This is a genomic window from Kitasatospora aureofaciens (genome assembly GCF_019192735.1).
Classification (GTDB): Bacteria; Actinomycetota; Actinomycetes; order Streptomycetales; family Streptomycetaceae; genus Kitasatospora; species Kitasatospora aureofaciens_A.
Genome location: NZ_JAHTKP010000008.1, coordinates 224,326 through 236,690, shown reverse-complemented (window position 1 = coordinate 236,690; position 12,365 = coordinate 224,326). Strand labels below are relative to the sequence as shown.

At 69.6% G+C, this 12,365-nt stretch carries 10 protein-coding genes and 2 pseudogenes; 8 read left to right on the top strand and 4 right to left on the bottom strand.

Features of this window, described 5'->3' with window-relative positions; translation table 11 throughout:
* Positions 1–153: 153 nt before the first annotated feature.
* Positions 154–1,944 carry a group II intron reverse transcriptase/maturase gene (gene ltrA / locus KV557_RS11900; protein WP_218199801.1) on the bottom strand — a complete coding sequence of 597 codons (1,791 nt, stop codon included), beginning with the start codon at positions 1,942–1,944 and terminating at the stop codon, positions 154–156.
* An 810-nt stretch (positions 1,945–2,754) separates the two neighbouring features.
* On the opposite strand from ltrA, the pseudogene KV557_RS45120 reads away from it, so the two are divergent.
* The 3 genes and pseudogenes from KV557_RS45120 to KV557_RS11890 all read left to right on the top strand — a co-directional run.
* Positions 2,755–2,862 (top strand): annotated as a pseudogene (locus KV557_RS45120) (IS200/IS605 family transposase); the annotation flags it as partial.
* A pseudogene (locus KV557_RS11895) lies at positions 2,861–3,337 on the top strand (RNA polymerase subunit sigma-24); the annotation flags it as partial. The pseudogenes KV557_RS45120 and KV557_RS11895, both read left to right, overlap by 2 nt.
* A 79-nt stretch (positions 3,338–3,416) precedes the next feature.
* Positions 3,417–4,718, top strand: a complete 1,302-nt coding sequence (locus KV557_RS11890; protein WP_308129864.1) for a M64 family metallopeptidase — start codon at positions 3,417–3,419, stop codon at positions 4,716–4,718.
* 19 nt (positions 4,719–4,737) lie between these two features.
* Here the strand turns inward: KV557_RS11890 and KV557_RS11885 are convergent, their stop codons facing one another.
* A complete protein-coding gene (locus KV557_RS11885) occupies positions 4,738–6,042 on the bottom strand; it encodes an MFS transporter (protein ID WP_218199799.1) in 1,305 nt (434 codons plus the stop codon).
* 267 nt (positions 6,043–6,309) lie between these two features.
* On the opposite strand from KV557_RS11885, the gene KV557_RS11880 reads away from it, so the two are divergent.
* Positions 6,310–6,903: a hypothetical protein gene (locus KV557_RS11880; protein WP_218199798.1), complete on the top strand. Its 594-nt coding sequence runs from the start codon at positions 6,310–6,312 to the stop codon at positions 6,901–6,903.
* A 154-nt stretch (positions 6,904–7,057) separates the two neighbouring features.
* Here the strand turns inward: KV557_RS11880 and KV557_RS42510 are convergent, their stop codons facing one another.
* Positions 7,058–8,170, bottom strand: coding sequence for a helix-turn-helix domain-containing protein (locus KV557_RS42510; RefSeq protein ID WP_308129863.1), 1,113 nt, complete (start codon positions 8,168–8,170; stop codon positions 7,058–7,060).
* A 429-nt stretch (positions 8,171–8,599) separates the two neighbouring features.
* On the opposite strand from KV557_RS42510, the gene KV557_RS11870 reads away from it, so the two are divergent.
* From KV557_RS11870 to KV557_RS11855, 4 genes are all read left to right on the top strand, one after another.
* Positions 8,600–9,808 (top strand): DUF4185 domain-containing protein, encoded by a 1,209-nt coding sequence (locus tag KV557_RS11870; RefSeq protein ID WP_218199797.1) that lies wholly within the window; start codon positions 8,600–8,602, stop codon positions 9,806–9,808.
* A gap of 95 nt (positions 9,809–9,903) precedes the next feature.
* Positions 9,904–10,956, top strand: a complete 1,053-nt coding sequence (locus tag KV557_RS11865) for an LGFP repeat-containing protein (RefSeq protein ID WP_218199796.1) — start codon at positions 9,904–9,906, stop codon at positions 10,954–10,956.
* A 239-nt stretch (positions 10,957–11,195) separates the two neighbouring features.
* The gene (locus KV557_RS11860; protein ID WP_218199795.1) at positions 11,196–11,510 is read left to right on the top strand and encodes a metalloregulator ArsR/SmtB family transcription factor; all 315 of its coding nucleotides are present in this window, start codon (positions 11,196–11,198) and stop codon (positions 11,508–11,510) included.
* A complete protein-coding gene (locus tag KV557_RS11855; RefSeq protein ID WP_218199794.1) occupies positions 11,507–11,911 on the top strand; it encodes an SRPBCC family protein in 405 nt (134 codons plus the stop codon). Before KV557_RS11860 ends, KV557_RS11855 begins: the two co-directional genes overlap by 4 nt.
* A 39-nt stretch (positions 11,912–11,950) precedes the next feature.
* On the opposite strand, the gene KV557_RS11850 is transcribed toward KV557_RS11855, so the two are convergent.
* A complete protein-coding gene (locus KV557_RS11850) occupies positions 11,951–12,352 on the bottom strand; it encodes a pyridoxamine 5'-phosphate oxidase family protein (RefSeq protein ID WP_218199793.1) in 402 nt (133 codons plus the stop codon).
* Positions 12,353–12,365 lie beyond the last annotated feature (13 nt).

The following is a 12,365-nucleotide window of genomic DNA, read 5'->3' as shown; positions in this document are numbered from 1 at the left end:
GCTTTCCCGGCATGCTCTGGTCCCCTCCCGCTTTCGCGCTCAGGTAAGCCGGGCGACCCAAGAACCTCCCTCCAAGTTCCTCCCGACTGCGCCGGGGATACAACGAAGCGCCTCACGGCGCACACCGTACGTGCGAGTCCCCCCGCATACGGCTCAAGCAGTCCCTTCGGCTGCTTGGTGAGGTGCCATCAGGTACCGTCGTCCGTCCCCTGCGTGATGCAGACGATGGCATTCGGCGTGTACGAGACGCAGATTCCTACGGTCGTCACTTCCGCCGTGTCGCCTGTACACCAGGTGGTCTTCGTGGAGCCGGTGTCGCATGGCTTCGAACCATTCCACCCAGTCCCGCACATTGTCGGGTTCGTATTCGGCTCCTACGATGAGAGCTGTTCGACAGAGCGGACAGAATCCGTTCTGTCGTACCGCCAAGGCCACCTTGGAGGTGGTCATACACGGCTGCGTTCTCTTCTTTCGGCGGTTCTCCCAGTAGTCCTTAAGGTTCGGGTCATCCGGGGATGCTGATCCTTTGACCATGGAGTGTCGGACGATTTTGGTCCGGGCGAATTGGAGCAACTTTGCGCCACTCTGTGGATCTCCGAAGCTCCATTTTCCTTCCCGTCCTCTCTTTCCGTAATACCGGCTCGCCTTCCAGCTAGCCGACTTGTGCGGGTGCGTCCAACTGACCCACCGCCATGTCGCCTTCCATAGGTATGCGTCTAGGCTGGTGAAAGTCTGCTTGGATGCGGCCACCCGAAAGTATGTCGACCATCCCCTGATGAACGGGTTCAGTCGGGTTACGACTGCGGCTGCGTTGGACCCGTAAAGGTCCCTCACGTCCGTTTTCAGTCTCTTCCGGGCTCTCTTGATGGAGTCCTTGCTGGGGCGCGTCAACGTGATGGACTTCCGTCCCTTTGTATAGCGCCGAATATTGAAGCCCAGGAAGTCGAAGCCCTCTGCCAGGTGCCTGATTTTGGTCTTCTCCTCGTTGAACCGGAGTCCCCTTGGCTTCAACCATTGCTCCAGCTTTGCCTTGATCTGCTTCGCTTCTGCTTTTGAGTGGCACAGGACCACAAAATCATCCGCGTATCGGATCAAGACGGGCGAGCCTTTACATGTATCACCCCTGGGGATGTACCTGCATCCGGCTGCCTCCTCCATCCCATGTAGGGCAATGTTGAGTAGTAGCGGACTGATCACTCCCCCTTGAGGGGTACCCTCCTCGGTGCGAGTGAGCCTTCCACCCTCCAGGACTCCTGCCTTGAGCCACCCTCGGATCAGCCCCTTGCCGGGCACATCACCGATGATGTCCAGGAGCCTGGAGTGGTCGATCCGGTCGAATGCCGCTTGGAGATCGGCATCCAGAACCCACTGTCGGGCCGGGGGCGACCCCTTGCCACCGCTTGCGACACTGTGCAGTGCCGCGATCGCATCGTGGGCACTCCGCCCGGGGCGGAAACCGTACGACCGCTTCTCAAATCTGGCCTCCCACTGTGGTTCCAGTGCGTTCTTGACGCGGGCCTGCATGGCCCTGTCGCTGATCGTAGGGATTCCAAGTGGTCTTTGTTTGCCATTTGCCTTCGGAATGTACACGCGCTTGACCGGCCGAGTGCGCCATGGATGTGTCGATCCATGAATCCGGCTCGCCAATTGCTGTCGAGCCCGAGGGGTCAGTGCTTTTTCCCCGTCCACTCCGGCGGTCTTGCGTCCCCTGCTGACCTGCGTCACCCGTCGCACGCTCACGAGCGTGTTGCTGTGGCTTCGCAGCATCAGCTTCGTCAGGTTCTTAACCTGTCGATGGTCGCCCTCCTTAGCAGCCCGGTAGATTCGCTGCCTCAACCGTTTTACGTTTACGTTGGCTCGCCCCCAGTCGATCTGGGACCATTCCAACTCGACGCCCTTCGGTCCGTTCACCGCGAGGCCGACCCCGGCGTCCTTGGTGGTCACCGCGCCCTCCTCCGTGTCTAACTTTTCCGTCGGTTATTCCGTCTTGCAGTTTCTCATCCGGGGTCCACCAGGCTCACGTCAGCAGTCTTTCGACTCATCTTTCAATGTATCCGGCCAGTTATACCGACCGGGCGGCTACCCCGCGTGTCGGCTTTCCTGTTGCCTTTCGACATGCCGGCCTTTGCTTCTTGAGCCTTCCTCTTCCCGCTATCCCATCGATCGACCTTACGGTCTCCCTACCCTAGTGGGAGGATGTCGGGGTTCCCGTGTTCCGCTTGCCGTAGGTGCGGTCGGGATTGGATGCCCCCTTTGCCCCGAGGTCAGGGTGTGCAGTCCACGGGCGATTGTGACCCGTGTTCCTTTCGCCTTCTCAGGCGTGACCTTCTCGTCCGCCGTAAACTATCCATCTGGCGCGGATTCTCTGCTGACGAGGCTTTACACCGGGGGTTCGTCTCCTCATCCTTCCGACCTTCCCCTTGCCTGTGCTCGGCCGATGGTCGGCTTTGCCTTGGGCTTTTCCGGCCTGCTCTCCACCGGGGGATTACTCCCCCCGCAGTTGGCCGTGGGGACCGGGTTCGCACACCGCCCGGAATCGGCAACTCCTTTCAGCCGTGTCCCGATTACTACGTACAAGCGACTTTCACGTCGCACCCAGTCGTGCAGGCAGTTCCACATCGCCCGGGCCGCATGGGCCTGGTCATCCATGAGCCGAACCTGAGCGGGCGTCAGCGCCAGTCGGGCACAGTGCCCGAACTGCCGCTTCTCCCACACACGTTCCTCACTTACGCGACCCACTTTACCATTCGGTTTATGTCACCGAGATGGAATCCGAATCCTGATGTACGTACCGGACGCCACGTCGTCCACAACCTGCACGTCCACTCGGCTTTCGTCACCAAGTACCGGCGGAAGGCTTTCCGTCCTCCTGGAGGACCAGGACCGCCGGCGATGGGACCGCTCGGCGATCCGCCGCGGCCGGGCCGCCCTCGACCGCGCCACGGCCGCCGGGCGCGGCCTCGGCCCGTACGGCCTCCAGGCCGCCATCGCCGCCTGCCACGCAGCCGCCCCGTCCGTGGCAGAGACCGACTGGGAGAGCATCGTCCTCCTCTACGAGGCCCTTGGCCGGGTGGCCCCGTCGCCCGTCGTCGAGCTCAACCGGGCGGTCGCCGTCGCGATGGCGAGCGGCCCGCAGCAGGCGCTCGATCTGGTCGACGACCTGGCCGCCACCGGCCGTCTGTCGGGCTCCCACCTCCTCCCCACCGTCCGCGGCGAACTCCTCACCCGCCTCGGCCGCACCACCGAGGCCCGCGCCGAACTCGAACTCGCCGCCCGCCTCTGCCGCAACGCGCGCGAACGCTCCGTCCTCCTCCGCAAGGCGGCGGCGCTGTCCTGAGCCCCATCCCGATGGATTGTCAGGCTCCCGTCACCGGAAGTACCATGTGACACCTTGTCAGCGCTTCCGGAGGTCGCCCGTGCGCAGCAACAGGATCGTTTCGCTCTTTCTTTCCAGCACCGTCGGCCTGGCACTCCTGGGCGCAGCACCGGCAGTCGCCACACCGGCACCCGCCGCCCCGGCGGACGGCGGGCGCGCGGTGGAGGTGTTCGCCGAGGACGGCAGCATCTCCCGGGCCCAGGTGCCCGGCGCCTCGCCGTTCGTGGCCGGGCAACGGCCCGGTGTGGCGCCGCTGGCGGGTGACGGGGACGTCACCGCGCTGGTGCGCAACGGGGATCCCGACACCAAGCTCGACGTGGTGATGATCGGCGACGGCTATGCCGCGCAGGAGCAGGACAAGTTCCGCGCGGACGCGGCCGACAAGTGGCGCGAGATCAGCGAGGTGGAGCCGTACGCCACCTACCGCAAGCTGTTCAACGTGTGGGCGGTGTCCGCCGTTTCGCCGGAGTCGGGCGTCTCCGGCGATCCGGACAAGGGGACCGTCCGGCACACCGCGCTGGGCTCGTACTTCTGGTGCGACGGCGTCGAGCGGCTGCTGTGCGTGGACGACAAGGCCGTTGACCGCTACGCCGCGAAGGCCCCCAAGGCGGACCTGGTGATCGTGGTCGCCAACAGCGCCAAGTACGGCGGCGCCGGCTACAACGACATCACCTCCCCGCTCGGCTACGAGGGGATCGCCACCGTCGCCGGCGGCAACGCCAAGTCCGGGCAGATCGCGGTGCACGAGACCGGGCACTCGCTGGGCAAGCTCGCCGACGAGTACGCCTACGCCGGCCAGGGCACGTACACGGGCGACGAACCCGCCGAGGCCAACATCAGCACCCTGACCGCCGACCGGATGCGCGAGCAGGGCACCAAGTGGTACCGCTGGCTCGGCCAGGCGTCGCCCGACGGCGGCACGGTCGGCGCCTTCGAGGGCGGCGGCTACTACCCGGCCGGCCTGTACCGCCCGACCGAGAACTCGATCATGCGGTCGCTGGGGCACGAGTTCAACCTGCCCGGGCGCGAGGCCATGATCGCCGGCTTCTACCGCCACGCGAAGCCGCTGACCAGCCCCACCCCCGGCGGCACCTGGCTCACGTCGGCCGACCGCCTCACCGTCGACCTGCCCGTGCCCGGCACCCGGCTGCGCTGGTACCTGGACGCGCGCGAACTCCCCCGGCTGCGCGGACGCACCGCCCTCGACCTCGCCGCTTTCGTCCCCTTCGGCCCCCACCTCCTCACGGCCGTCGCCACCGACCCGACCCCGGCCGTCGCCGACCCGGCCCTGCGCGCCGATCTGACGGGGAGCCTGTCCTGGGTGGTGGCGGGCACCGGGTGACCGTTGACCCCGGCCCGGGTCAGCCCCTCGCCGGGCTGGCCACCTGGCGCGGCTCGGACACCGGCCGCGCCAGGGCAGCCAACCGCCGCACGGCCGCCCGGCGCTGGACCACGCCCAGGGCCGTCACCGCCGCGCCCAGCGCGACCCAGCCCGCCGGGCCGGCCGCCATCACCACCCCGGTCAGCAGCAGCGGGCCCGCCGACTTCTGCACCGACTGCGACATCCCGGCCACGCCCAGGTAGGACGCCGGGGCCCGCGACGGGGCCAGGCTCACCGCCAGCTCCCAGGAACTGACCGAGCGCATCAGCTCCGCCAGCGTGACGAGCATCCCGGCCGCCAGCAGCGCCGCCGAGGCCGCCCACGCCCCGCCGCCGGTCGAGACGGCGATCAGCAGGCAGCACGACAGCAGCGTCACCCCGTACAACCCCACCGCGCGAACCGCCCCGCGCGGGCCCTCGGCCCAGGTGGAGACCCGCAGTTGGAGGACCACCACAAGGACGGTGTTGAGCACCAGGAAGGCGGGGACGATGGCGTGCGGAGCCCCGGTGTGGTGGACGAGCCACAGCGGCAGGCCGACGTTGAGCACCGAGTCGTCCAGGCTCAGCGGGATGTCGAGCAGGACGAAGAGCAGGTAGCCGCGGTCCCGCCAGGGGCTGGCGGCCGTCCCTTCGGCCGGCTCCGCCGCGCTCCGCTCCCCGCCTTCCGCCACCACCAGGCCGCGCCCGGCCGGCTCCTCGGTGCGGCGAACCAGCACGGCGGCCAGCACGAACGTGAGCGCGTTGGCCAGGATCAGCACCCGGTAGGCGTTCGTCGTGCCGACCGCGAGGCCGATCGCCGCGATGCCCGCGCCGAGCGCGTAGCCGGCGTTGGCGACGCTGCGGAACAACGCCTGGTAGGCGCCCCGGCGTTCGCCCGCGACCCGGGTGGCGAAGAGCATCTCCAGCGTCTTGGCCGCCCGCTCACCGAGGCAGGTGAGGGCCACCAGGACCAGCAGCAGCACGTAGTCGTCGACCACCAGCAGCAGCACCATGGCCACGAGCCGCAGCAGGTGGCAGGCCGTCAGCAGCCCCCGGACCGTCAGCCGATCGGCCGCCCGCCCCGCCAGCGGCGACCCCGCGATCCCCGCCACCGCGGCGACGCCCAGCAGCAGCCCGAGCTGCCGCGCGTCCAGCCCCCGGACGAAGGTGAAGTACAGCACCGAGGCCGCCTCCCACACCCCCGTCCCCGTCCGGTCGACGAACTGGGCCAGCAGCATCACCCGCGCGTCCCGCCCACCCGGCGGCTGCCGCAGCTGCGCTATCAGCCCGTTGCCGTTCCACTGCATGGCAAAGCCCCCGTTTGCATCCCCGACGACACTCCTACATCAATCTCGACATCAAGATACTTCATATCAAGATTCCGCGGGAGGTCGGGGGATCCTTCCCTCTACAGGGACTGCCACACTGTCGCGAGCAATCGAGCGCACGCACGAACGAACGGGGGACGCCGCATGGCGCGAGGCGGCAAGAAGAAGCAGAAGAGACCGCTGGCCAACGGGGTCGCGCGCCCACAGAAGGCGCCAAGGAGGACGGGCAGCCGGAAGGACAAGCCAGTGTCGCCCCGGACCGTGAAACGGACGGCGGGTCTGCTCGCGGTGCTCACGCCGCTGGTGATCGTGGGGCTGATGGTGCTCGCCGGGAACCCGGACTGCACGGCGCCCTGCACCGTTGTCGCCGTCCTGGTGCTCATCGTGTCGCTGGGCGGGCTGATGGTGGTGCGGACCAGCGGATGGGTGCTGTGGCCGGGGGTGCTGCTGGGGATCCTGCTGGTGGCCCTGCCCACGGCGGCCTTCCGGGCGGAGGTGATCGCGCGCCGCGCCGAGCGGACCGCCGTGGTCGTCACCTGGGCCCACGCCGCGAAGGACCGCTCGGGGCGAGTGAGCTGGAAGTGCGGCATCCGCCGGGCGGACGGACAGCCGTTGCCGCACGCGGAGTTCCAGGGGTCGGGCTGCTACGGGACGTCCGACGTCGGCCGGACCACCACCGTCCTCGTCGACCCGGACGGCTGGGTCCCACCGGCCGGAACGGACCTGGACCTGGCCTTCCTCGGCCTCGGCGTCTACGCCGTGGCCACCCTGAGCCTCCTCTGGGCCCTGCTCGCCCTGGTCGCCGCGCGCCGCACGCTCCGGGAGTCCACCCGTCGATGAATCGCCGGTAGCGGCAATCAGTCCGGCAGTTCCACCGACAGCACGTGGTGGCCACCCTGCTCGACCTCACCATGCTCGGCATGCTCACCGGCCGCGAACCGGGGGTGAGCGGGGCGCTCACCCCCGGCGGCCGAAGACCTGCGCACCGCTCGCCTCAGGGCCGTACGTCGGGACCCGGCGCCGGGCGGTAGCGCCGGAGGTTGTCGCTGACCTCGTTCAGATACGGCTTGAGCGCCGCGAGCCTGGCCTCGTCGTGATTCCGCACCACCCAAGTGGCAGTGCGGTACGCAGCGGCCAGGTTGAGCGCCGGATCGCCCTGGACGCCCCGGAGCTCCGGGGCAATGGCGCAGAGCATTCGGCCCATCGCGAGAATCGAGTCCTCGGCGGTGAACGGCGGGGTGGGGACGGTGTCCTGGCGGCCCACCGGCAGGTAGTGGCGGAGCACTCGGGGCGTCCAGCGGGCGATGCCGTACTCGTCGTTGGCCGGGTCGCTCAGGTTCGGGTCGAATCCGCTCTCGGCCTTGAGCATCGCCGCGATCAGGGCCGGCGTGATCTCGGGTTCGGGACAGCCGGTGCCCGCCTCGGTGATCAGTTCCCGGTACTGGGCCGGAATGTCGGTGCCAGGGTGCAGCCATCGCGCGGCCTCCCGGAGCGGGACCTGGACGGTGAGGGCCGTCAGGGTGCCCGGTGCGGCCGAGTCGCCCGGGACGCAGACGCCGAAGGTCAGCGCGAACAGAACGGCAACGGCGGAGCCGAGGACGCGGCGCAGTACGGCCGGCTGACGCCGAGGGGCGCGCCGCCGAGCTGACCGCACGTCGGCCGGTGCCGGGTCGACGGATGTCCTGTCGGCCGCTCGCACGGGCGGCTCGGCGGACGGCACCGCGTCCTCCGCCACCACGGGCGGCTCGGCGGACAGCACCGCGTCCCCGGCCGCCACGGGCGGCTCGGCGGACAGCACCGCGTCCCCGGCCGCCACGGGCCGAACCACCGTCGGGGGCTGGGTGATCAGCCGGTGCGTACGGATCCGGCGGTGCTCCCACTCCACCGGGTCACCGCCGCACGCGGTCACGAAGGCGGCGAGCACCCCGTCGCTCGGCAGCCGGCGGCCGGCGGCGGCTTCGGCGAGCGTGGAGGCGGAGTAGTTGGTGCGGGCGGCGAGCTGACGGTACGGCGGGCTGCCGGCCTGGCGTCGCAACTCCCGCAGCTCAAGCGCGAAGAGCACCAGGGGACCGTCCCCGGCGTCGAGCGGCTGTTCCTGCCGTCCCACCTGCTTGTCCTCTCAGTCTGTTGGGGCTCATGGCAATCGACCGAGGTCGCCCGCGCCATCGGGGCGAGGACGGAACCGCGGGACCTGCCACGGTCGGGCAAGTCTCGGGATCGGGGTGCGGCGCAGGAGCGAGGCACCCCGTCCGGCCGCTCCGGCTCTCCCGTTCCGGGCCTGTCCGAGCTTTGTCCGGCGTTTGTCCGAGCAGGTCATCGGCGCGTGACAGCCCGACTCGGGCCGGGTTTGATGGGCGCGGCGCCCTCGCTTCGCACCGGTCATGCCAAGAATCAAACCGGTTCCGAGGGTGCTTGACTCCGTTTTCCACCGGATATGTCGTGTGCGGTAGTTCACACGTCGTCAGCGGGCGTCCGATGACCCGCGCGACAGCCGCTCCCCGGTAGGACACGCCACCACCCTCAGGAGGATCCGCCGATGTCCAACGCTTCCCGCCCTGACCGCGGTGAGCTCAGCCGCCGCGCGGTGCTTCGAGCGGGTGCCGGCCTGACTCTCGGTGCGGGGCTGGTCGGCACGGCCGCCGGCCCAAGCACCGCCGCTTCGCGCGCGGCCGCCACCCCGCTGGCCCAGAACGGCACCCCGCTCTGCGACACCCCCGGTGATTCGGCGAGCGCGCAAGGGCTGGGCTCCGGGGACCTCGGCATCCCGTACTTCCGGGAGCACGACGGTACTTGGGGCTACGTCTTCGGCGACTCCTGGGCCAACCCCGCCCAGCGCGACCCGTACCTCGGCTCGCCGGTGATCCTCGCGCAGGCGAACTTCGACCGCAGCGGCGGCTCGCCGATCTCCTTCACCTGGGCGATGCCCACCGGCGGCCAGGCCAACCAGATCTTCAACTACGCGCACCAGGCGGACAACGGCTACGGCTGGGAGTTCAGCCGCATCCCCAACGACTGCATCGAGTTCGGCGGACGCACCTACATCCAGTACACCTCGGTGGCGACCTGGACCCCGCCGGCCGGCTACGACGGCTCGCTGATGTCCGGGGTGGCCTACTCCGACGACCACGGCGTGACCTGGCAGGACTACCCCTATCACTGGGCCGGCGACACCCAGGGCGCCAACCAGTCCATGTACGGGATGTGGTCCTTCGCCGGGATCGACCCGGACGGCTGGCTCTACATCTTCTCCAAGCGCTGGAACGGCACCCACCGGAACACCGGCGACGGCGGCGCGATCCAGCTCTTCCGGATCCGGCCGGACGACTTCCGGGCCGGCAACTTCGGTGCCCAGCAGAACTGGGCCTATCTCAACGGCTCCTGGCAGTGGACCACTGCTGCGCCGCCGTCGGTCATCCTCTCCGGCAACAACATCGGGGAGTTCTCCGTCAAGCGGATCGGCAGCACCTACTGCATGAGCTACTTCGACGTGACCGACTACTCGATCTGCACCCGCACCGCCCCCCGCCCGGACGCGGCGTGGACCGCGGCCAAGGTCCAGATCGCCGGCAACAGCGCCTTCCCTCCGAGCCACTGGGGCCGTCCTCAGCTCCCCTACCTCTACGGCGGCTACATCCACCCGGGCAGCGCGAACGCCAACTCCCTGACCCTGATCGTCTCCCAGTGGAACGGGCAGCAGGGCCAGTCGCCCTATCGGGTGCTCCAGTACGACGGCATCAACCCGTGACCGCGGCCGAGCACGAACTCCCTCGAACCGACCCGACCGACCCGACCGATCCGACCGGTCCGGGCCGCCACGAACCGACACGGAGCAGACGGCGTATGCGCAACAGCACCGCACGACTCGCCACCCTGGCAACCGCGGCCCTGCTGGCCACCACGGCCGTGGCCGCCTCCGCCGGGCCGGCCCGGGCGCGAACCACACAGCCCGTTCCGAGCCCACGGACCACAGAGCCGATTCCGGGCCCGCTGAACCATCTCTCCGCGGCCGACGCCGGCTGCTACGTCCCGCCGGACCGCGACATCGCCGTCACCCGCAAGGTGTACGAGGTCGGCCAGCGGATGAACGTGGACGACAAGGTGATGCTGGCCGGCTTCGAAACCGGCTGGGTCGAATCCCATATGAACAACCTGTCCTGCGGCGACCGGGACTCGCTCGGGGTGTTCCAGCAGCGCTCCTCCCAGGGCTGGGGGTCCCCCGACCAGTTGCTCAACGTCGACTACGCGGCAGGCAAGTTCTTCGAGGTCGCCCTGCAGATGGAGCCCGGCATGCAGGGCAGCACCGCCGGTCAACTCGCCCAGGCCGTGCAGCGCTCGGCGTACCCGGACCGCTACGACCAGGCCGAGGGCACCGCCCGGGCCCAGCGCGACGAGGCGTTCCAGCCCTACGGGACGATCGGCGCCAAGTACGCCGCGATGGGCGGAGCCAACAGCGTGCTCGGCGTGCCGGTGCGCGCCGAGGCGGACTCCTCGCTGGGCGGTCGGTTCCAGCAGTTCCAGAACGGGATCATCCTCTGGCACCCCGACGACGCCCACCCCGTCTACGGCGACATCCTGACCGCCTTCTGGGCCACCGACGCCGAACGCCGCTGGGGCTTCCCCACCAGCGACGAAGCCGACGCCGCCAAAGCGCCCAACGGCACCCGAGGCCGCTACCAGTTCTTCGAACACGGCCTCTTCCTCTGGTCCCCCCAGACCGGAACCCACGAAATCCACGGCGCCATCAACGACGCCTTCGCCGCCAACGGCCGCGAAGCCGCCCTCGGCTATCCCACCACCGACGAGGTCGACGAAAACGGCGGGAAGGCCCAGCACTTCCAGGCCGCCACCATCCACTGGAACAGCACCCGCGGCACCTGGATCACCACCAACTAGGCCAGGGCTCTGCCCTGCGGAAGCGGCCTCGCCCGCTCCCGCAGGGCACTTCCGTGTGCGCACTCAGGTTCGTGTGAGCACTCAGGCCCGGTCGGTCCGTAGGTCGAGCGGTGGTTGAAGCGCCCCGGACGCCTTCGGTAGTCCAGGAGGCGGCGAAGAGCCGTTACGGGTGGTCGAGGTCGGCTCGCATGTGTCGGGAAAAGTTGACATGTCGGAGTTCTCCGACGCATGGTGGAGCCATGGCGGATGTCGACGTGTTCAGCGCCCTGGCCAACCCCGTGCGGCGAAAGCTGCTGGAGGCCCTCAAGGACGGGCCGCGAGCGGCCGGCGAACTGGCCGGCGACTTCGCGCTGAGCCGGTCGGCGGTGTCGGAGCACCTGGCGGTGCTGCGCAGCGCCCGGCTGGTGCGCGAGGAACCGCGCGGACGGCACCGCTACTACCACCTGGAGGCCACCCCGCTCGCCGAGGTCGGGGAATGGCTGCACCCCTTCGAGCACTACTGGCGGGCGCGGATGCGTTCGCTGCGCGAGCTCCTGGACGAGGAGAATTCATGACCGACAAGGCCGTCATCAGCTGTGACGAGTTCCTGCCCCACCCGCCGGCGCGGGTCTGGGAGGCGCTGACGGAGCCCGAGCTGCACGCGCGGTGGTGGGCGGCGGGGGACGTCAAGGCGGTGGTGGGGCACCGGTTCACACTGGACATGGGGCCGTGGGGGCAGCAGCCGTGCGAGGTGATCGCGGTCGAGCCGGAGCGGCTGCTGAGCTACAGCTTCGCCGAGGGCACGCTGGACACCACCGTGACGTGGCGGCTGGTCCCGGAGGGGCACGGCACGCGGCTGCTGCTGGAGCACGCGGGCTTCGACCTGGACACCCCGATGGGCCGGCAGGCGCACCAGGGCATGGCGCAGGGCTGGCCGGGCGTGCTGCGGCGGATCGCCCCGGCGCTCGCGGAGTAGTCCTGTCCCGGGTCGGTCGGACGATCCGATCAATGAGCGTCAGGCGCGGCCGAGGACCCGGTCGACGGTGATCTCGATGACGACGCGGTCCGGGTTCACGCGCGGCTCGCGGTAGCGCTCGGCGTAGCGGCGCTCGGCCTCGGCGACCTGCTCGGGCTCGTCGCGGACGACGGCGACGCCCTCCAGCGTGGACCAGCGGGCCCGGTCGACCTGGCAGACGGCGACGCGCAGGCCCTCGGGGCCGGCGACGGCGACGTTGCGCGCCTTGCGGCTGGTCCGGCTGGTGATCACCCGGGCGATGCCGGTCGCCGGCTCGTACGTCACGCCGACCGGGACCACGTGCGGGGAGCCGTCGGGGCGCCGGGTGGTCAGGGTGGAGATGTGGCGCTCGCGCCAGAAGGCGAGGAAGGCGTCGTCGAGGTCGCGCGGATCATGGGCCATGGCCGCGATCGTA